The organism is Kitasatospora sp. NPDC036993 (assembly GCF_055607525.1).
Map to the genome: position 1 here is coordinate 180,364 of NZ_JBVJRP010000016.1, position 18,500 is coordinate 198,863.

Annotated in this window: 19 protein-coding genes; 13 read left to right on the top strand and 6 right to left on the bottom strand. The window is 69.7% G+C overall.

The features are described from left to right. Positions 1 to 34: 34 nt before the first annotated feature. Positions 35 to 676 (bottom strand): DUF2461 domain-containing protein, encoded by a 642-nt coding sequence (locus ACZ7C5_RS29655; protein ID WP_401089961.1) that lies wholly within the window; start codon positions 674 to 676, stop codon positions 35 to 37. Positions 677 to 749: 73 nt separating this feature from the next. Here ACZ7C5_RS29655 and ACZ7C5_RS29660 point away from each other — a divergent pair, with 73 nt between their 5' ends. After that, entirely contained in the window at positions 750 to 1,079 is a 330-nt protein-coding gene (locus tag ACZ7C5_RS29660; protein WP_470323801.1) for a hypothetical protein, read from the top strand. A 144-nt stretch (positions 1,080 to 1,223) separates the two neighbouring features. On the opposite strand, the gene ACZ7C5_RS29665 is transcribed toward ACZ7C5_RS29660, so the two are convergent. Together ACZ7C5_RS29665 and ACZ7C5_RS29670 are read right to left on the bottom strand one after the other, a co-directional pair. After that, positions 1,224 to 1,814: a hypothetical protein gene (locus ACZ7C5_RS29665; RefSeq protein WP_470323802.1), complete on the bottom strand. Its 591-nt coding sequence runs from the start codon at positions 1,812 to 1,814 to the stop codon at positions 1,224 to 1,226. A gap of 14 nt (positions 1,815 to 1,828) precedes the next feature. Next, positions 1,829 to 2,335 (bottom strand): ATP-binding protein, encoded by a 507-nt coding sequence (locus ACZ7C5_RS29670; protein ID WP_401089965.1) that lies wholly within the window; start codon positions 2,333 to 2,335, stop codon positions 1,829 to 1,831. Between the two features lie 250 nt (positions 2,336 to 2,585). Between ACZ7C5_RS29670 and ACZ7C5_RS29675 the strand changes: the two genes are divergently transcribed. From ACZ7C5_RS29675 to ACZ7C5_RS29710, 8 genes are all read left to right on the top strand, one after another. After that, a complete protein-coding gene (locus ACZ7C5_RS29675) occupies positions 2,586 to 4,100 on the top strand; it encodes an XRE family transcriptional regulator (RefSeq protein ID WP_401089967.1) in 1,515 nt (504 codons plus the stop codon). Beyond that, positions 4,093 to 4,713 carry a 2'-5' RNA ligase family protein gene (locus ACZ7C5_RS29680; protein WP_401089969.1) on the top strand — a complete coding sequence of 207 codons (621 nt, stop codon included), beginning with the start codon at positions 4,093 to 4,095 and terminating at the stop codon, positions 4,711 to 4,713. Before ACZ7C5_RS29675 ends, ACZ7C5_RS29680 begins: the two co-directional genes overlap by 8 nt. A gap of 142 nt (positions 4,714 to 4,855) precedes the next feature. Further along, a complete protein-coding gene (locus tag ACZ7C5_RS29685) occupies positions 4,856 to 5,470 on the top strand; it encodes a GNAT family N-acetyltransferase (protein ID WP_470323803.1) in 615 nt (204 codons plus the stop codon). Between the two features lie 455 nt (positions 5,471 to 5,925). Further along, positions 5,926 to 6,438 carry an NUDIX domain-containing protein gene (locus tag ACZ7C5_RS29690; protein ID WP_401089973.1) on the top strand — a complete coding sequence of 171 codons (513 nt, stop codon included), beginning with the start codon at positions 5,926 to 5,928 and terminating at the stop codon, positions 6,436 to 6,438. A gap of 298 nt (positions 6,439 to 6,736) precedes the next feature. After that, positions 6,737 to 7,291: a flavoprotein gene (locus tag ACZ7C5_RS29695; protein WP_401089975.1), complete on the top strand. Its 555-nt coding sequence runs from the start codon at positions 6,737 to 6,739 to the stop codon at positions 7,289 to 7,291. A gap of 38 nt (positions 7,292 to 7,329) precedes the next feature. After that, positions 7,330 to 7,800 (top strand): NUDIX hydrolase, encoded by a 471-nt coding sequence (locus tag ACZ7C5_RS29700; protein ID WP_401089977.1) that lies wholly within the window; start codon positions 7,330 to 7,332, stop codon positions 7,798 to 7,800. A 124-nt stretch (positions 7,801 to 7,924) separates the two neighbouring features. Then, on the top strand, positions 7,925 to 9,601 hold the full coding sequence (locus ACZ7C5_RS29705; RefSeq protein WP_401089979.1) for an Eco57I restriction-modification methylase domain-containing protein: 1,677 nt from the start codon (positions 7,925 to 7,927) through the stop codon (positions 9,599 to 9,601). Between the two features lie 12 nt (positions 9,602 to 9,613). After that, positions 9,614 to 10,378: a PaeR7I family type II restriction endonuclease gene (locus ACZ7C5_RS29710; RefSeq protein WP_401089981.1), complete on the top strand. Its 765-nt coding sequence runs from the start codon at positions 9,614 to 9,616 to the stop codon at positions 10,376 to 10,378. A 209-nt stretch (positions 10,379 to 10,587) separates the two neighbouring features. On the opposite strand, the gene ACZ7C5_RS29715 is transcribed toward ACZ7C5_RS29710, so the two are convergent. Continuing rightward, a complete protein-coding gene (locus ACZ7C5_RS29715) occupies positions 10,588 to 11,568 on the bottom strand; it encodes a COX15/CtaA family protein (protein WP_401090022.1) in 981 nt (326 codons plus the stop codon). Positions 11,569 to 11,826: 258 nt separating this feature from the next. On the opposite strand from ACZ7C5_RS29715, the gene ACZ7C5_RS29720 reads away from it, so the two are divergent. Both ACZ7C5_RS29720 and ACZ7C5_RS29725 read left to right on the top strand, forming a co-directional pair. Beyond that, the gene (locus ACZ7C5_RS29720) at positions 11,827 to 13,152 is read left to right on the top strand and encodes a choice-of-anchor A family protein (protein ID WP_401089983.1); all 1,326 of its coding nucleotides are present in this window, start codon (positions 11,827 to 11,829) and stop codon (positions 13,150 to 13,152) included. Positions 13,153 to 13,514: 362 nt separating this feature from the next. Next, positions 13,515 to 14,204 (top strand): LAETG motif-containing sortase-dependent surface protein, encoded by a 690-nt coding sequence (locus tag ACZ7C5_RS29725; protein WP_470323804.1) that lies wholly within the window; start codon positions 13,515 to 13,517, stop codon positions 14,202 to 14,204. A 76-nt stretch (positions 14,205 to 14,280) separates the two neighbouring features. On the opposite strand, the gene ACZ7C5_RS29730 is transcribed toward ACZ7C5_RS29725, so the two are convergent. Both ACZ7C5_RS29730 and ACZ7C5_RS29735 read right to left on the bottom strand, forming a co-directional pair. Next, complete coding sequence (locus ACZ7C5_RS29730) at positions 14,281 to 15,015, bottom strand: ABC transporter permease (protein WP_470323814.1); 735 nt, start codon at positions 15,013 to 15,015, stop codon at positions 14,281 to 14,283. Between the two features lie 77 nt (positions 15,016 to 15,092). Further along, positions 15,093 to 16,019, bottom strand: a complete 927-nt coding sequence (locus tag ACZ7C5_RS29735) for an ABC transporter ATP-binding protein (protein WP_401089986.1) — start codon at positions 16,017 to 16,019, stop codon at positions 15,093 to 15,095. Between the two features lie 187 nt (positions 16,020 to 16,206). Here ACZ7C5_RS29735 and ACZ7C5_RS29740 point away from each other — a divergent pair, with 187 nt between their 5' ends. Then, positions 16,207 to 17,049, top strand: coding sequence for a helix-turn-helix transcriptional regulator (locus ACZ7C5_RS29740; RefSeq protein WP_470323805.1), 843 nt, complete (start codon positions 16,207 to 16,209; stop codon positions 17,047 to 17,049). 9 nt (positions 17,050 to 17,058) lie between these two features. After that, entirely contained in the window at positions 17,059 to 18,474 is a 1,416-nt protein-coding gene (gene sufB / locus ACZ7C5_RS29745) for a Fe-S cluster assembly protein SufB (protein ID WP_401089990.1), read from the top strand. Positions 18,475 to 18,500: the final 26 nt, after the last annotated feature.

The following is an 18,500-nucleotide window of genomic DNA, read 5'->3' on the forward strand; positions in this document are numbered from 1 at the left end:
CGGGGCTCTTCCGCGTTCCGGGCGCCGGCGGGCTCTACCGGGCGGGCAGCTCGGAGGGGCCGACGTGGTCGTCCAGCCAGTCCCTGAGCGGCTGGGAGGCGCGCAGGAAGCCGGTGATCCGGGTGCGGGCGGCGCGGGTGCCCAGCCACTTCTCCGGCTCCCACTCCTGCCAGGCCACCAGGCCCTTGTGGCGCAGCAGCCCGATCCTGGGGTGGTCCCTGGGGTAGCCGCGCGGGGCCGACTTGAGGGAGTCCCGGCCGGCCACCCGCGGGCCGGCCCGCTCCACCCGGGCGATCACCCGCTCCAGCTCGGCGCCGCCGACGTCCTCGGCGACGGCGGCCCGGTAGCGGTCCAGCTGGTCGGGGGCGAGCTGGTACATGCCGTTGCCGCAGGCCAGGCCGTCGGCGGAGAGCTGGATGTAGCCGCCGGCCTCCAGGTGCGCGCCGATGTGCGTCTTGTACGGGGACTTGTCGGCACTGAAGCGAACGTCGCGGTTGGGGCGGAAGATCCTCCCCGGCCCGAACTCCGGCTCCAGCTCGGCGAGCAGCAGCTCCATCGGGGCCCGTACGGCGTCGTCGTACTGCTCCTTGTGGGCCTGCCAGAAGGTCTTCGAGTTGTCGGCTTCCAGGTGCTCGTAGAAGTCGAGCGCCTCGGCCGGCCAGCCGTTGAAGGTCACCTTCCCAGTATGTGGCCCGGTGCACAGGGCGCTCCCGTCGCCAGCGGCTCTACCGGTGGGTAGCATGCGGGGCATGAGCAGCGCAGAGACCGTCACCGCCGCCGCGCCGGACGCCCGTGCCGAGCGCCGTGCCAAGCGCATCGCCAAGCACCTGACCAGCTTCGCCCGGCAGCACGGGGGCGGCGACGCCGTCGTCGAGTACGTCGGCTCCGTGGCCACCCGGATCGTTGTGGTCGGGGCGGACGGCGCCTGGGGCGACCAGGTGGCCCCCAGCTACGCCGTGGGCAAGCGCGCCGCCGAACTCGCCGGGCTGACCCTGCACGAGGACTTCGAGGGCGAGCTGGGCCTCAAGGTGAAGACCGGCGCGTACGAGTGGAAGCGGATGGCCGGCATCCAGATCTGACCGGCATCCCGGTGTCACGAACGGCCCGGTTCCCCCGTGCGGGGGAACCGGGCCGTCGGCGTGTGCGGGCAGGGAGCCCGAACCCGTCCGCATGACCTGGCCGCCCTGTGGCGCCGCTGTAAGTAGGGCACTGACGCACCCCGGCTACGGGATGGGCGCGCTGGAAGTCGGCGGGGTCGACTTCTGGTGCTTGGCGGCTTGGGTGCGGCAGTGGGTGAGGGCGTAGGTGGTGCGGGGGTCGGGGTTGGGGGTGGTGGTGAGGAGTTCGCCGGCGGTGGTGAGGGTGGTCCAGTAGGTGGTGGGGTTGCCGGTGCGGGGGAGGGGGTGGGTGGTGGTGAGGGAGAGGTAGGCGGTGGTGAGGTTGCCGGTGGTGAACCAGCGGTGGAGGCCGTGGTGGTGGCCGGGGCGGAGGCTGCCGTGGGCGTCGATGGCGGTGAGGAGGTGGTCGACGATGGTGAGTTCGGTGTCGGTGAGGGACTTGGGGACGTCGAAGACGCCGAGGGCTTCGAGGAGTTCGCCGGTGTCGGTCTCGGAGTTCGGGCGGGGGTCGGCGAGGAGGGCGTGGTAGCAGTCGGTGAGGCGGCGGGTGGTCTCGGCGAGGGGGATGGTGAGGGCGAGGCAGACGGCGCGGGCCGAGGGGAGGGGCTTGCGGGTGCGGCGGGCGAGGAGCGCGTAGGTGTCGGCGGGGGTGCGGCCGCGCGAGAGGGCGTGCCGGGCCAGGGTGGCGAGGTTCATGGGTGGGGTGGCTTTCAGGCGAGGGTGGAGGCGGGGACGGGGGCGATGAGGGCCCAGATGAACTTGCCGATGCCGCCGGGACGGTGGGCGCAGCCCCAGCGTTCGGCGAGTTCGTCGACGAGGAAGAGGCCGCGCCCGTGCTCGTCGGCGGGGGTCGGGGTGCGGAGGACGGGGTGGTTGGTGTCGGCGTCGTGGACCTCCAGCCGCAGGCGGGAGTCGGCCAGGGACATGTGGATCTCGATGTGGCAGTCGTCGGGGGCGTCGGAGTGCTGGACGGCGTTGGCGAAGAGTTCGGTGAGGAGGAGTTCGGCGGTGTCGCGGTAGCGGTCGCCGGAGGGCAGCCCGGCGAGGTAGGCCCGGAGCAGGTAGCGGGCCAGGGGCGTGGACTCGGTGCGGGAGTCGAGGCGCGCGACGAACGTGCGGGGACGACAGGTTTCCGCAGCGTCTCCCGGTCGCCGGGGGAGGTGCCGTCCCGCTTCGGGGGAGTACGGGACCGGGTGAGCGAGATCGGGCGTCATCATGGCCTGCCTGGAGAGTGCTCGTCGTTGGCAGGTTCTACGGTCCCGCTCACGAGTCACCCTGGTCACGGGCGGCAGCGTCCGACAATTCCGGACATGCAGCTACCTTCCTGACCTGCCCGAGCGGCGGAGATCCGACCTGGTTCCGGACAGCGCGGCTTATCGGAATCGCGCGCTGTGACCCCTATGGCGTGAACGGGTCGCTACCGTGAGGTGATCACGCCCATGCACCCCGCACCTTCGGGAGGCCAGAATGCCCCCACGTCCCAAGCCGGGCTCCAAGCAGGATCGCGATGCTGTTCGCTCGGCGCTCATCGCCACCAACGCCCCCGTCTCCGTCATCGCCGCCGAGATGCGCGCCCGTTTCGGCGTGCGGCCTCGCGAGGCATGGCGGCATGCACACGGCTGGACGACTCAAGAGGCCGCCGACCGGTTCAATGACCTCGCCGGTGACGCAGGCCCCAGCGCCGATGCCTCCCTGCTCGGCAAGTGGGAGAAGTGGCCGGCGCCGTCCGGACGCCGGGTCACCCCGCGTGTGCTCACCGTCCTCGCGGACCTCTACGGGGCGACGGCGAACGATCTTCTCGACCTGGACGATCGTCAGTCCTTCACCGAATCCGATCTGCGGATCCTGCGTCACCAAGCCGAGCCCACCCCTACGGCCGCCATCGTCGCTCGCCAGGCCGCACAGCCGGCGCCGCCGCCGGAACCGCCGGCCGAACTCACGGGCGCGGACCTCGTCCGGGCCGCCGCTCGGGAATCCGCGCAGTGGGCGCAATGGGCGGAGGTCACCAACTGTGGGCCCGTCGCCCTCGAACAGTTCACCGCCGACACCCAGTACCTCGCGGCCGCGTATCTGATGGCCGACGATCCACTGTGTGTCTTCCGGCAGACCAAGCTCCAGCTCAACCGCGTCTGGGACCTGCTTTACGGGCACCAACGCCCGCAGCAGCGACGCGAATTGTTCACCATCGCCGGCTACCTCTTCGCGATGCTCGCCTGGATGACCAGCGACTTCGGACACCGTGCCCAGGCCGAGACCCACGCGCGCGCCGCCCTGCTGTGCGCCGACAACGCCGACGACCTCGCCCTGCACGCGTGGGTCTGCTCCACCCGCAGCAAACTCGCCTTCTGGGACGGCGAGTTCCGTCAGGCCGTCCAGCAGGCCCAGCGCGGTGTCGACTACCGGGCCGCTGGGACGGTTGCCGTTCTTCTCCAGTGCCAGCTTGCCGATGCCTGGGCGGAGGCCGGTGCCCGCGCCCAGGCATTGATCGCGATCGGTGATGCCGAGGACGCGGCATCCCTCGACCGCTCCAGCGTGCTCAACGACCAGGTCGGCGGACTCTTCAGCTGCCAGACCGGGCGTCACGCGAACTACAGTGCGGCGGTGTACCTGCGTGCCGGGTCCGCCCGTGACGCCCTCAGCCACGCTGACCGTGGACTCGCCGCACTTCAGCAGCAGCGCGTGCGCGCCTACGGCACGGAGGCCCAGCTGCACATCACCCGGGCCGGTGCGAACCTACTCGCCCGCGACCCTGAGGGCGTCCTCGATGCCATCGCCCCGGTGCTGGCCATGCCGATCGAACACCGCACTGCTCCCGTCCGCCGACGCCTGCGCGACCTCGCACGCGACACCGCTGCCTCCCCCATGGGAGACAGCGCCGCCGGTCTGCGTCTCCAGGATGCGGTTCAGACCGCCGTTCGCGAAGCCGCACGCGCCCTCTCCCCGGGGACCGCAACCAGTGCTTGGATCAACGACCATGACTGACACCCCCGAACGGATGGCGAACCACTGGTGGTGGCGGCCTGGCTGGGCCGAGGGCCGCCGTTTCTACACCTGGCACCTCACCTTCGACGGCGCACGCGACCTCCACCGCCTCGCAGCCGACTACCGCCGGGCTCTGGCGGATGTGCCCGGCCTCGATCCGGTCCCTGACCGTTGGCTCCACCTCACCATGCAAGGCCTGGGCTTCGTCGACGAGGTGGAGGAGGACGACGCCCGAGCCATCGCCGACGCCGTCGGCCGCCGGCTGGCCGAGATCCCCGCCTTCGAGCTTGCTCTCGGTCCCGCGATGGTCACCCCCGAGGCTCTGCTGCTCACCGTTGCTCCCGCCGATCCGGTCCGCGCTGTCCGTTCGGCCATCCGCGCCGCCATTGCCGACGTCTGGCCGCAGGTCCCGGAGGCGGCGGACGGGTTCCGGCCGCACGTCTCCGTCGCCTACTCCAACGCCACGGGAGTCGCTCAGCCCGCCATCGACGCTCTGGCGGGAGTCACCTCCTACCCGGCGACCGCTCGCGTCGCGTCCGCCGAGCTCATCGTCCTCGGCCGCGATGAGCGGATGTACGAGTGGCAGTCGTTCGCCCAGGTTCCGCTCGGATGAACGATCCCGTTCCTCGGTCTGCTGCGTTGAGGAGCTTCAATTGGATCCATGTCCTCGACGTGCTTCGTCCTACCCTCGGCAGCCGTTCGAAGCCGGCTGTGTGACCAGCGATACCGCGAGGCGAGACCCACAGGAGGTGGGGATGCCGCCGCCGCTCCACTCGGAGTCCGTCGCGGGGGTGGTGGTGCGCGAGGACGGCCGGGTGCCGGTGATTCGGCTCTTGGATGGCAGGCAGACGGCCGAGCTGGAAGGCCAGTTGAAGGAAGTGTTCGCGGAGGCGTTCGCGGAGCCTCCGTACGGCGAGGGGCCGAGCGACGTGGAGCGGGCGTTTCGTCGGTTCCGGTCGCAGGTGCGTCGGCGGGGGTTCCGGGCCGTGATCGCCTTCGACGGTGACTCCGCTGTGGGCATGGCGTACGGCTACCCGCTGTCGGCCAACACCGGATGGTGGGACACCCTGGTCGATCCAGTGCCCGGAGATCTCAGGGATGAGGACGGAAGGCGAACGTTCGGTCTTTTCGAGCTGGCAGTCCGGCCCCGGTGGTGCCGCCAGGGGATCGCCACTCGCATGCATCGCGTCCTCATCGACGGAATCGACAACGCCCGGGTGATGCTGAATGCCCGACCGGAGGCGACTGCGGCCCAGGCGTCCTACCGGGCGTGGGGCTACACGCGCGTCGGGTCGGCGATACCGTGGGAGGGCGCGGCTCGGCACGATGTGATGCTGCTCGATCTGGCCCGTCCGGTGGCGCGAGCGTGAGATTCCGGGCCGCGCTGCGGGACGACACGGCACCGAGTATCCGGACCCACGACGGGCGACAGCTGCTGTGACAAACGGCGAAGGCCCCCATCGTGGTGCGGGCAGGGTGTTTGCGTGACCTGGCCGCTGGGCCCGCCGACCCGGCGGGCCCAGCGGCCATCCGTGCTGTGCCGATCCGTGGATCAAGCGGGCCTGCTTGGCGGACGGGAAGGGTTCTGGGGGAGGGCTTGATCGGTGCGGGCGTCGTCAGGTCGGCATGGACGATCTTCCTGAACGGGAGGAGCGTGACGCCCCAGTGGCCGTGGGTGAGCCGAGCTGGATGCCTTCCGTGAATTCCTCGGGAGGCACCGCGACTACGGCCCGGTCGGTGAGTACCTGGCACGATTCGACGAGGCGTGCAGAGCCCGGCAGCTCTTGCTCGCTGACATCGTCCCGTTGCCCCGGGGAGGTTCAACGTGAGGCCCGTTTCCACCGATACCGAAGCCTGGAACGCCCACCTTGCCGAGGGCAATGCCAGGCAAGCCCGTAAGCGTGTCTCAGCGGACGTGATCCTGCGTGACCGGGCCGGTCGCATCCTGACCGTCAACCCTACCTACAAGGAGGGCTGGGACCTCCCCGGCGGGATGGCTGAGGCCAACGAGCCACCGGACGAGGCCGCAGTGCGGGAACTGCGCGAGGAACTGGGCCTGGAGATCAGGATCCATCGCCTGTTGGTGGTGGACTGGGTTGCGCCGCACGGCCCCTGGGACGACCAGATCGCGTTCATCTTCGACGCGGGAACCCTCTCACCCGCTCGGGCCGCGAGGGTTCGCCCACACGACGACGAACTGTCCGAGGCCGTCTTCCTCCCCGTATCGGAGGTCGCCAACCGACTGCGGCTTCGCCAGCGGAACCGGCTGGACGCCGCTGTCAGGGCAATCGCAGACGGCCGAGCACGGTATCTGCGTGACGGAGCGGAGGCCTGGTGACGCCAGGGGCAGCGAAGGGGGCAGAGCGGCTCCCGTCTGCGCCGCCGGCCCGGCGGCGATGCGCTTGGACCATCACGGGCATCGAGCGGGAGCCGTCACCGGCAAGGATGCGGACGGTCCGGACGGACGGCGGACGGCGGACGGCGACGAGCATGCGGGTCTGGCAGCCCGTCTTGAAGGAGTTGGTGACCAACTCGCTGACGATCATTGCAGAGTTGTCCAGCAGATCACCCAGCCCCCGCTCCCGCAGCTGCGCGTACAAGTGGCGGGATGCGTTCCTTGGAACAGGAGTTCAGGTTTGACCGGGCATCATGATCCGTTCCTCTATGTCATCGTCTGTGCCTCGGGAATCGCTGACGGCGTGAGCGAACTGATCACTGCCGCCCACGCGGAGGGATGGAAGGTCGGGGTGATCGCCACTCCCAACGCACTCCGTTTCCTGGATCAAGAAGCCATAGAGGCCCATACCGGCTATCCGATCCGCTCGGCCTGGCGTGCGCCCGGCAGTTCCCGGCCACTGCCGGAGGCCGATGCCGTCGCGGTCGTCTCCGCCACCTTCAACACCATCAACAAGTGGGCCCTCGGAATCGCTGACACGCTGGCGTTGGGCATCCTCTGCGAGACGTACGGGTTGGGCATTCCCGTCGTCGTCCAGCCCTATGTCAACTCCGCCCTGGCGGCCCACCCGGCCTATTCGGAGAGCCTGGCCCGACTGCGCTCGATGGGCGTCCTGCTCGGTGACTCCGTTCCCCACCGGCCCAAGTCCGGCGGAGCACGCGACGAGTACAACTGGACCCATGTCCTGGACGTGCTTCGTCCCACCCTCGGCAGCCGTTCAAGGCCGGCCACGTGACCGGCGATACCGGGAGGCGAGATCCACGGGAGGTGGGGATGCCGCTGCCGCTCCACTCGGTGTCCGTCGCGGGGGTGGTGGTGCGCGAGGACGGCCGGGTGCTGGCAATTTGCCGGGCTGACAACGGGACCTGGGAGCCTCCGGGTGGAGTGCTGGAGCTGGACGAAACCGTCGAGGACGGCGTGCGCCGCGAGGTCTACGAGGAGACCGGCATCAACGTCGGCGTGGAGCGGCTGACCGGTGTCTACAAGAACGTGAGCCGAGGGATCGTCGCTCTCGTATTCCGCTGTCGGCCGGAGAGTGGGGCGGAGCAGGTCTCGGACGAGTCGGTCGAAGTCGACTGGCTGACCCCGGCCGGGGTCTCCGACCGCATGGCCGAGGTCTATGCGATCCGCGTCCTGGATGCGCTGCGGGATGGCATGGCACCGGGCATCCGGACGCACGACGGGCGACAGCTGCTGGGACAACGTCGAACCGCCTGCCGCCCGATTGACCACCTTCGCCTGTAGCACGCGGCAGGTGGCCTTGGTTCGAGGCAGGTGAGCACAAAAAGTGACGGCCTCGATGCTCAACGTTAATTGATCGTGGTCGGGCTTAAGGCGGTCGCCGAGACGCCCGCTGTAGGGTCGAGTCGTGGCAACTCTGGCGCTCTTCGACATTGACAAGCAGGTACTGCCTGAGGTTCCCGCGGAAGCAGTCGAGCACGGAGAGGTCTTCACCCGCCGTTGGGTCGTCGAGCTCATCCTCGATCTGCTCGGCTACACGCCGGACAAGGACCTCGCGCAGCTGAAGGTCGTCGAGCCTGCTTGTGGTGCAGGGGCGTTCCTCGGCGTGATCGCTTCACGGATCAGTGCCTCATGTAGAGCCCACGGCCGTCCGATCACCGACGCGGTGCATGCCGTCCAGGCGTTCGACCTGCTCGGGCGTAACGTGGCCGAGAGTCGAGGAGTCGTCGAACAACGGCTCCAGGGTGACGGCTGGGGGCGTACTGAGGCTCGGAAGGTTGCCTCGTGCTGGGTGAAACAGGGCGATTTCCTTCTCCAGCCTGATGCCGAGCACCGTGCGGACTTCGTCGTCGGCAATCCCCCCTATATCAGGCTGGAGGATGTCCCCGACGGCCGGATGGAGGCCTACCGTAGCGTGTGCTCCACAATGGGAGGCCGCGCCGATATCTACATTGGCTTCTACGAGGTGGCACTCCGGAGCTTGCAGCCCGGGGGGCGGCTCGGTTTCATCTGTGCAGACCGTTGGATGAGGAACCAGTACGGCCGTAAGCTCCGCCAGCTGGTGACCAGGCAGTTCAGCATGGACCTGACGCTGGTGATGCATGACGTGGACGCCTTCCAGGAGCAGGTCTCGGCGTACCCTGCTATCACGATCATTTCCCGCCAGGCGCAGGGTGGCGCGGTTGCCGCCGATGCGACCCGCGCGTTCGGGGAGCCGGAAGCCCGTGACTTCCTCGCCTGGTATAAGGCTGAGGATCGGGCGCCGATCGCCACGGCCTCCCTTCAGGCGGCCCCTCTGCCGCACTGGTTCCCTGACGAGGACTCCTGGCCGGCGGCCTCACCTGCGAGGCTCGCCGCTCTCGAAGACCTCAGCGACCGGTTTCGGCTGCTGGAGGACAAGGCCACAGGGACACGCGTCGGCATCGGTATCGCGACCGGTGCGGACAAGGTTTTTATCACCGATGATCGCGAACTGGTTGAGCCGGACCGGCTCCTGCCTCTGGCCATGGTCCGAGACACCACCACCGGCTCCATCCACTGGAGCGGGTCCTGCCTGGTTAATCCGTGGAACTCCCAGGGCGAACTGGTCGACCTTGCTGCCTATCCGAGACTCGCCGCCTACTTCCGCCAACACAGTGGTGCCCTGCGGAAGAGGTATGTCGCAGTCAAGCAGCCCGACCGTTGGTACAAGACGATCGACAAGGTCGACCACCGGCTGACAAGCCGGTTCAAGCTCCTCTTTCCGGACATGAAACTGACAATCCATCCGGTGCTTGATGAAGGGAAGTTGTACCCTCACCACAATCTGTACTTCATCGTCTCGGACGTCTGGGACATGCGAGTGCTCGGTGGCCTGCTCCTCTCCAAGGTGGCCGAGGCGTTCGTGGAGGCATACGCGGTCAAGATGCGTGGGGGAACGCTCCGCTTCCAGGCGCAGTACCTCCGCAAGATCCGTGTTCCGGACCCGGCGGCCATGGCTGAGGAGGACCGTGCTGCCCTGGTTGACGCCTTCGACAAGCGGGACGTGAAGGCGGCCACCGAGGCGGCACTGCGTGTCTACGGGCTTACCGAGCTACCCGATTAGGAGGAACCGACCTTGACAGTCAGCCGCCAGGACTTCGAGGACGCTGTTGCGGCGTACTGGGGCGCCAAGCAGGCCCAGAATGATCAGTCGGCGATCAGGGCCGCAGTCGGTGCTGGCACTGCGGGTTCTGTCAGAGGTGGCAAGCACTTCGATTCCATTGCGGCCCTCCTGGCGAAGTTCTTCCTCGAAGCGGGCTATCCGCGTGAGAGCATCCGGATTACCAAGGCTCAGCGGCTGGAGCTCCCTGGCTACTACAGGCCGCAGAAGCAGTGGGACGTCGTCGTCGCGTACGAGGACACGTTGGTGGCTGCCTTCGAGATGAAGGCCCTGGGCGGGCCGTCTTTCGGCAACAACTACAACAACCGGGTCGAGGAGGCCCTCGGCAGCGCCGTCGACCTTCGAAGGGCAGCATTGGCCGACCTCTACCCCGGGGAGAAGCCCTGGCTCGGTTATTTCTTCATCATGCAGGACGAGGCAGGATCGAGGAGGCCGGTGAAGCCGGCCAAGGGAGCTCTCCCAGTCGAGGACATCTGGCGCGGCAAGTCCTACCAGGAGCGGTTTGGGATCTTCTGCCAGCGGTTGATGGCCGAGCAGCTCTACGATGCGGTTTGCTACGTCACGTCGTCCATGACCGACCCGAAGCCGAATGAGCCGGTTGCCAGTCTGGACTGGAGGCACTTCTCTGCTGCTATAAACGCGCGGATCGGCTACCTGCAGGAACTGGGACTGCCGAAGCCGCATTGGCCTCACAGCGCCTTGTTCGGGGATCTCGGCTAAGCCTGATCTGCGTGAGCGGACTACAGGCACGGGCCGGGGCGGGTGGGATCGTGGATCACGAGGCAGTGCCCTGATCTGGGGGTTTACCGCGAAGTGATCGATGGTGGCAGCAATCAACATGAACACTCTCCGGCTCGGGCAAGCCTGGGCCGGGACACGGCGAAGGCCCCCATCGCGATGGGGGCCTTCGCCGTGTGTCCTGCTTCCGCTCAGACCGAAGCGGCCTGCGGGGTCTGGGCGGGCAGCTGATCGGTGACGTCCTCGGTCCCGCGGGTGCGCAGGGCGAGCGGGATGCGCAGGACGGCGATCCAGGTGAGCGCGGCGAGCAGCATGTGGAGGCCGACCATCAGCTCGGGGGCGTCGGTGAAGTACTGGATGAAGCCGAGCACGCCCTGGAGGAGCAGCACGGCCAGCAGCTCCTTGGCGCGTGCCCGGGCGGCCGGCGGGGCCTTCACGGCGGCGAAGACGAAGATCACCGCGATGGCCAGGCCGACCGCGACGAAGGCGAGGTCGGCGTGGAACTGGGCCAGGCGGTCGTAGTCGATCGGGATCCGCGGGACGATCTTGTTGTCCTTGGGCGTGCCGGGGTGGTGGCCGGCGCCGGTCACCAGGGTGCCGGCCGCGACGAGCAGGCCGATGACCGTGACCAGGACGTACGAGAGCTGGTGGATCGGGCGGGCCACGGACAGCTTCGGCGGGCCGTCGCCCTCCTTGGACCGCTCCCACATCAGCAGCGCGACCCAGACCAGGGCCATCGCGGCGATCATGTGCAGCGCCACGGTGTACGGGTTGAGGCCGGTCAGCACGGTGATGCCGCCGAGTACGGCGTTGCTCATCACCAGCCAGAACTGCGCCCAGCCGAGCCTGGTCATGCTGTGCCGCCAGGGCCGGTGGCAGCGGGCGGCCAGGATGGCCCAGCCGACGGCGGCGCTCAGCACGTAGGTGAGCATCCGGTTGGTGAACTCGACGACGCCGTGGAAGCCCATCTCGGCGGTGGGCACCAGGCTGTCGTCGGTGCATCGGGGCCAGGTCGTACAGCCGAGGCCGGAGGCGGTGAGCCGGACGGCGCCGCCGGTGACGACGATCACCACGCTCATCACCAGCGCGGCGAACGTGGCACGCCGGACCATCTCGGCGGATGGCTGCCAGCGCTCGGCGAGCAGGGAGAAGGGATTAGGCACGCGGTCAATCGTAGGCGGCCTTACAGGCGATCTTGGGGCGGGGCACGGGCCGCGCGGCGGTGTGGCGCGGGCGGCACGGCGGGGCGGTGCGGAACCGGCGGCCGGCGACACGCGGGGGAGTGACACGCGGACAAAACGGGGCGGTTCGGTCAAGGAGTGAATTGGTCTTGACCAATCACCCATTTGGCCGAAAGAGTGCGGCTTGGTCCATACCTTTTTCGGACCGCTCCCCACCCCCCTCCCGCACGTCAAGCGGAGATCCTGCACATGCGCATACCCATTTCCGCCGCCGCGCTCGCCGTCGGTGGCTCTCTCGCACTGGCCGGTCTGATCGCCCCGGCCGCCCACGCCGCCGACCCCGCCCAGGAATGCCGCGGCCTCGGGGTCGCCAACCTCTACGGTGAGTTCATCGAGGGCGACGACACCCACACCCCCGACGCCGAGGGCGCCGTCGCGGTCGGCGGCAACGCCGACTTCACCGGCGGCTTCTCGGTCGGCCAGGAGCTCACCGCGGCCCAGGTCGACGCACTGCCCGGCAAGAACGCCCTGGTCGTGGCCGGAAAGATCACCGGTCACAACACCCAGGTGATGAAGGGCAACGGCGTCTTCGGCGCCAAGGCCGACGGCGCGGTGGCCCAGGCCCACCAGGGCGCCGTCACCCAGGGCCCCTCACCGATCGACTTCAAGGCCGAGTTCGCCAAGCTGCGCGCCGCGTCCACCTCGCTGGCCGCCGTGCCGCAGACCTCCGGTGCCACCGTCCAGGCCGAGGGCGCCAAGCTGACGCTCACCGGCGGGGACGCGAAGTACAACAGCTTCACCGTCGACGCGGCGAAGCTCCAGGGCGCCAAGGACGTCTTCCTCAAGGTGCCGGCCGGCTCGGTGACCGTGGTCAACGTGACCGGCGGCTCGTACGACATGGCGGCGGCCGGGACCACCGGCTTCCACCTGTGGGACGAGGGCAAGAAGGCCTTCGTGCTGGACGACAAGCTCCAGAGCGCCCAGGGCGGGGCGATCCGGTCCAAGCTGCTCTGGAACTTCCCGACCGCCACCAAGGTGGTCAAGAACAGCCAGGCCGCCTGGGCCGGTACCGTGCTCGCGCCGAACGCCGCCTTCGACCTCGGCAGCGGCGGCCCGGTCAACGGCTCGGTGATCGCCGCCTCGCTGACCGGCAAGGGCGGTGCGGAGACGCACCACTACCCGTTCACCGGCTGCCTGCCCGGCACCGTCCCGACGCCGTCCGTGCCGCCGACGGCGCCGCCGACCGTGCCGCCGACCGTGCCGAGCGGTTCGCCGTCGGCCACGCCGAGCGGCTCGACCGCCCCGAGCGGTTCGGCGAGCCCCTCGGGTAGCCCGTCCGCCCCGACGGGCAGCGCCAAGCCCAGCGCGAGCGGTTCGGCGAGTCCGTCGGCCGGCGCCTCGACGAGCGCTCCGGCGGCCGCGGGCAGCCCGTCCGCCTCGCCGGACGCGGGCGGCAACCTGGCGCACACCGGCTCCGGCCCGGTGCTGCCGCTGGCGATCGGCGGCGCGGTCGTGCTCGCGGCCGGCGGCGGGATCGTGGTGGCCGCGCGACGCAAGGCGGCCAAGCGGGCCTGAAGGCCCTGAACCGGCGGTGACGGCACGGAAGGGCCGGGCCGCCGGAAAGGTCGGAATGGCCCGGATGTTCGTCGGTTGACCGAAGCGGCGCCCTTGGTGATTGAACCTGATCACCGGGGGCGCCGTTCGTCTTGAAGGTGACGAAGTTCAGTCAGGTTCGCCGAATTCGCGTTCTGCGAGGTGGCGGCTGTGATGGGCTGGTCATGCACATAGGAAGACGGACGGAAAGTCGATATCCGGTCGTACGGCGGGGTGTGGCGGGGTGCGGGAGTGCCGGTAGAGTCCCCCGGACAGTCGTAGCGGGCCACCGCGAACCACTCAACACGCCTGCTGCACAAGACCGTTCGGAGGGGAACAAGGTAATGGCACGACAGCAGCGGCACTTCGCGATCGGCGCGACGGCACTTGCCGGAACGGCTGCGGCCGGTTTTCTACTGCCCCTGGCACTGGCCACCAACGCTTCGGCACACGTGCCGAGTTGGTCGGTGACCTGCGACAAGATCGTGATCGATCTGATCAACTACAGCCCCAAGGCCGACGTGAAGAACACCGTCAGCCTCGTCATCGACGGCGAGAAGGTCCTGGATGCCAAGGCCTTCCCCGCGGAGTTCCACGGCTCCTTCCCGGTGAAGGACCACAACGCCCCGATCAAGGCGAACCTGGTGGTCACCACCACGGAGAACCCGAACGAGAAGGGCTGGAACATCAACGAGACCAAGACCATCGAGCCGTGCCACACGCCGACTCCGACCCCCACTCCCACTCCCACGCCGACTCCGACGCCCACCCCCACGCCGACGCCGACCTTGACGCCGACGAAGACCCCGACTCCCACGCCGACGCCCACCGTGACGCCGACCGTCACCCCGTCGGCCACCCCGACCCCGAGCAAGACCCCCACCCCGGCGCCCGCCACCAGCGCGCCGGCGCTCGCCCAGACCGGTAGCAGCGACGCCACCCCGATGATCGCGGCGGCCGGCGGCGGTGTGCTGCTGGTCGGCGGCGCGCTCGTCCTGCTGGCCCGCAAGCGCCGCGGCGGCAGTGAGAGCTGACGCCACGTCAGCCGTACGCACGACGACGCCCCCCGGCCGCATCCGGCCGGGGGGCGTCGCGCGTCGTGGCGGCGGGCTACTCCCAGCGGAAGAAGCGGGCGGCCGCGGCCAGGCCGAGCACCGACCAGCCGGCCAGGATGCCGAGGTCCGACCAGGGCACCCCGGCGCCGGTCTGGAGCACCGAGCGCAGACCGTCCGAGAGCGCCGAGATCGGCAGCAGCTCCAGCACCGACCGCACCGCGGCGGGGAACTTGCCCAGCGGCACGACCACCCCGCCGGCCAGCAGCAGCAGGACGAACACCAGGTTGGCGGCGGCCAGGGTGGCCTCGGCCTTCAGGGTGCCGGCCATCAGCAGGCCGAGCCCGGAGAAGGCGGCGGTGCCGAGCACCAGCAGCGCGACCACCGTCAGGGCCCCCTGCGGTGTGGCGAGCCCCTGGGGGGACCAGCCGAGCGCCAGCGCGATCACCGCCAGCAGCGCGACCTGCAGCGCCTCCGTCACCAGGACGCAGCCGGTCTTGGCGGTCAGCAGCGCCCAGCGCGGCAGCGGACTGGCGCCGAGCCGCTTCAGCACGCCGTAGCGGCGCTCGAAGCCGGTGGCGATGGCCTGGCCGGTGAAGGCGGTGGACATCACGGCCAGCGCGAGCAGGCCGGGGGCCAGGAAGTCCACCCGCTTGCCGGGGCCCTCGACCGCGACGACGTCCACGGCGGAGAACAGCACCAGCAGCACGGTCGGGATGACCACGGTGAGCAGCAGCTGCTCGCCGTTGCGCAGCAGCATCCGGGTCTCGAACGCGGTCTGGGCGAGCAGCATCCGGCCGATCGGCGCCGCGCCGGGCCTGGGGGAGTGGTCGGTGGCCACGGTGCCCACCGTCACCTCGCTTCGTTCGCTCACGGGCGCAGCTCCCGTCCGGTCAGGTCGAGGAAGACGTCTTCGAGGCTGCGGCGCTGGACGGACAGCCGTTCGGGCAGGATGCCGGAGGCCGCGCACCAGGCGGTGACGGTGGCCACCAGCCGGGGGTCGACGGGCGCCTCGATCCGGTAGCCGCCGGGGGCGGTCTCGGTGGCGGTGGCGCCTTCGGGCAGCTCCTTGAGCAGGGGGCCGAGGTCGAGACCGGGCGGGCCGTCGAAGCGCAGCGCGCTCTCGGCGCCGCCGCGGCACAGCTCCTCGGTGGTGCCGTCGGCGATCACCCTGCCGCGGTCGACGATGGCGACCCGGTCGGCGAGCTGCTCGGCCTCGTCCATGTGGTGGGTGGTGACGACCACGGTGACGCCGTCCCGGCGCAGGTCGCGCACCAGCTCCCAGGTGGCCCGGCGGGCCTGCGGGTCGAGGCCGGCGGTGGGCTCGTCCAGGAAGACCAGCTCGGGGCGGCCGACCACGGCCATCGCCAGGGCGAGCCGCTGCTGCTGTCCTCCGGACAGCCGACGGTAGGTGGTGCGGCCGCAGGAGCCCAGGCCGAGGCGTTCGACCAGGGCGTCCACGTCCAGCGGGTGGGCGTGCAGCTTGGCGGTGTGCCGGAGCATCTCAACGGCGCGCGCGCCCGCGTACACGCCCCCGGACTGCAGCATGACGCCGATCCGGGGGCGCAGCGCCGCGTTCTGGGCGACCGGGTCGAGGCCGAGGACGCGGACGGTGCCGGCGTCCGGACGGCGGTAGCCCTCGCAGGTCTCGATGGTGGTGGTCTTGCCGGCGCCGTTGGGGCCGAGGACGGCGGTGATCGCACCGGCCGGGATGGTGAGGTCGAGGCCGTCCACGGCCGACTTGTCGCCGTAGCGTTTGACCAGCCCGGCGATCTGGACCGCGGGTTCGGAGTGCATACCGGCGAGTCTAAGAGGGCCCGACGGGTGGGCCGTACGGAGGCTCGGTGATCGGGCCGTACGGCGGCTCGGTGATCGTTTCCGCAGGCCAGGTAAGGCTTACCTGCGTGACAGAGGCCACCGGTGAGGCATGCGTCACGGCTTGTCCCGGCGGAAGGAATTACGCAACACTGGTGTTGTGAAAAACATGAGCGAGCACGTCCAGCAGCAGGAGGCCGAGTCGGCCTCCTCCTGCGACGTGCCCGTGACGGCGGCCGAGGTGCTGCTGGACGGCCACCGGGCCACCAGGGACCGGGTCGCCCGGTCGATCCTGGACCACGGTCCCTCCTCCGCCGCCGACCTGGCGAGCCGGCTCGGCCTCACCGCCGCCGCCGTCCGCCGCCACCTCGACGGCCTGGTCGCCGCGGGCCTGGTCGAGTCCCGCGAACGGCGGATCTACGGCAGCCGCGGCCGGGGCCGTCCGGCCAAGGCCTTCGCCCTCACCGACGGCGGCCGGGACGCCTTCTACCAGGCCTACGACCAGCTCGCCGCCGACGCGCTGCGCTGGATCGCGGACTCGGTGGGCGGCGGCAAGGCGGGCGAGGAGGCGGTCGCCGCCTTCGCCCGCGCCCGGTTCGGCAAGCAGGCCGAGAAGTACCTGGAAGCCCTGCGGCTGGCCGCCGCCGGGGAACGCACCGAGGCCCTCGCCCAGGCGCTGAGCGCCGACGGGTACGCTGCCACGGTGCGGCGTGTCCCGTCGGCCGCGGCCAAGGCCCCGGCGGGCGCCCAGCTCTGCCAGCACCACTGCCCGGTCGCGCACATCGCCGAGCAGTTCCCGCAGCTCTGCGAGGCGGAGACCGAGGTCTTCTCGCAACTCCTGGGCACCCATGTGCAACGGCTGGCCACGATCGCCCACGGCGACGGGGTCTGCACCACCTATGTGCCGGCACCCGGTGCCGCATCGTCGTCCGCCCGGCGCGCTTCGGGCCGCGGCTCCGATGCGGTGCCGACTGCCGGTACGTCCACCGAAGATTCTGCGTCCGCGCGTTAGGAAGCTCGCATGACTGACACCGTTTCGCACCCGGAGCTCGAGGGCCTGGGCACTTACGAGTACGGCTGGGCCGACCCGGACACCGCCGGTGCCGTGGCCAAGCGCGGGCTCAGCGAGGAGGTCGTCCGCGACATCTCCGCGAAGAAGAACGAGTCCGAGTGGATGCTCAACCTGCGTCTCAAGGGCCTGAAGCTGTTCGGCAAGAAGCCCATGCCGACCTGGGGCTCCGACCTGACCGGCATCGACTTCGACAACATCAAGTACTTCGTCCGCTCCACCGAGAAGCAGGCCGAGTCCTGGGAGGACCTGCCGGCGGACATCAAGGCCACCTACGACAAGCTGGGCATCCCGGAGGCGGAGAAGCAGCGCCTGGTCGCCGGTGTCGCCGCCCAGTACGAGTCCGAGGTCGTCTACCACCAGATCCGCGAGGACCTGGAGGAGCAGGGCGTCATCTTCCTGGACACCGACACCGCGCTGCGCGAGCACCCGGAGATCTTCAAGGAGTACTTCGGTACCGTGATCCCGGCCGGCGACAACAAGTTCGCCGCGCTGAACACCGCGGTGTGGTCGGGCGGTTCGTTCATCTACGTGCCGAAGGGCGTGCACGTGGACATCCCGCTCCAGGCCTACTTCCGGATCAACACCGAGAACATGGGCCAGTTCGAGCGGACGCTGATCATCGTCGACGAGGACGCCTACGTCCACTACGTCGAGGGCTGCACCGCCCCGATCTACTCCTCCGACTCGCTGCACTCCGCGGTCGTGGAGATCATCGTCAAGAAGGGCGGCCGCTGCCGCTACACGACCATCCAGAACTGGTCGAACAACGTCTACAACCTGGTCACCAAGCGCGCCGTGGCGTACGAGGGCGCGACCATGGAGTGGGTCGACGGCAACATCGGCTCCAAGGTCACCATGAAGTACCCGGCCGTCTACCTGATGGGCGAGCACGCCAAGGGCGAGACCCTGTCGATCGCCTTCGCGGGCGAGGGCCAGCACCAGGACGCCGGCGCCAAGATGGTGCACATGGCGCCGAACACCTCGTCCAACATCGTCTCCAAGTCGGTGGCGCGAGGCGGCGGCCGGACCTCCTACCGCGGTCTGATCGAGATCGGCGAGGGCTCCAAGGGCGCCAAGTCCAACGTGCTGTGCGACGCGCTGCTGGTCGACACCATCTCCCGCTCGGACACCTACCCGTACGTGGACGTCCGCGAGGACGACGTGTCCATGGGCCACGAGGCGACCGTCTCCAAGGTCAGCGAGGACCAGCTGTTCTACCTGATGAGCCGCGGCCTGACCGAGTTCGAGGCCATGGCGATGATCGTCCGCGGCTTCGTCGAGCCGATCGCGCGCGAGCTGCCGATGGAGTACGCGCTGGAGCTCAACCGGCTGATCGAGCTCCAGATGGAGGGCGCGGTCGGCTGACGTCCGGCCTTCGACCGCCCACCGAC

Bases quoted from the DNA above. Each gene is read 5' to 3' on its own strand.
- ACZ7C5_RS29665 (WP_470323802.1), bottom strand. From the start codon at position 1,814: ATGAACCTCGCCACCCTGGCCCGGCACGCCCTCTCGCGCGGCCGCACC.
- ACZ7C5_RS29740 (WP_470323805.1), top strand. From the start codon at position 16,207: ATGAGCGAGCACGTCCAGCAGCAGGAGGCCGAGTCGGCCTCCTCCTGC.
- ACZ7C5_RS29700 (WP_401089977.1), top strand. From the start codon at position 7,330: ATGCCGCTGCCGCTCCACTCGGTGTCCGTCGCGGGGGTGGTGGTGCGC.
- ACZ7C5_RS29730 (WP_470323814.1), bottom strand. From the start codon at position 15,015: ATGCTGCTCGCCCAGACCGCGTTCGAGACCCGGATGCTGCTGCGCAAC.
- ACZ7C5_RS29680 (WP_401089969.1), top strand. From the start codon at position 4,093: ATGACTGACACCCCCGAACGGATGGCGAACCACTGGTGGTGGCGGCCT.
- ACZ7C5_RS29720 (WP_401089983.1), top strand. From the start codon at position 11,827: ATGCGCATACCCATTTCCGCCGCCGCGCTCGCCGTCGGTGGCTCTCTC.
- ACZ7C5_RS29685 (WP_470323803.1), top strand. From the start codon at position 4,856: ATGCCGCCGCCGCTCCACTCGGAGTCCGTCGCGGGGGTGGTGGTGCGC.
- ACZ7C5_RS29725 (WP_470323804.1), top strand. From the start codon at position 13,515: ATGGCACGACAGCAGCGGCACTTCGCGATCGGCGCGACGGCACTTGCC.
- ACZ7C5_RS29670 (WP_401089965.1), bottom strand. From the start codon at position 2,335: ATGATGACGCCCGATCTCGCTCACCCGGTCCCGTACTCCCCCGAAGCG.
- ACZ7C5_RS29675 (WP_401089967.1), top strand. From the start codon at position 2,586: ATGCCCCCACGTCCCAAGCCGGGCTCCAAGCAGGATCGCGATGCTGTT.
- ACZ7C5_RS29660 (WP_470323801.1), top strand. From the start codon at position 750: ATGAGCAGCGCAGAGACCGTCACCGCCGCCGCGCCGGACGCCCGTGCC.
- ACZ7C5_RS29735 (WP_401089986.1), bottom strand. From the start codon at position 16,019: ATGCACTCCGAACCCGCGGTCCAGATCGCCGGGCTGGTCAAACGCTAC.
- sufB (WP_401089990.1), top strand. From the start codon at position 17,059: ATGACTGACACCGTTTCGCACCCGGAGCTCGAGGGCCTGGGCACTTAC.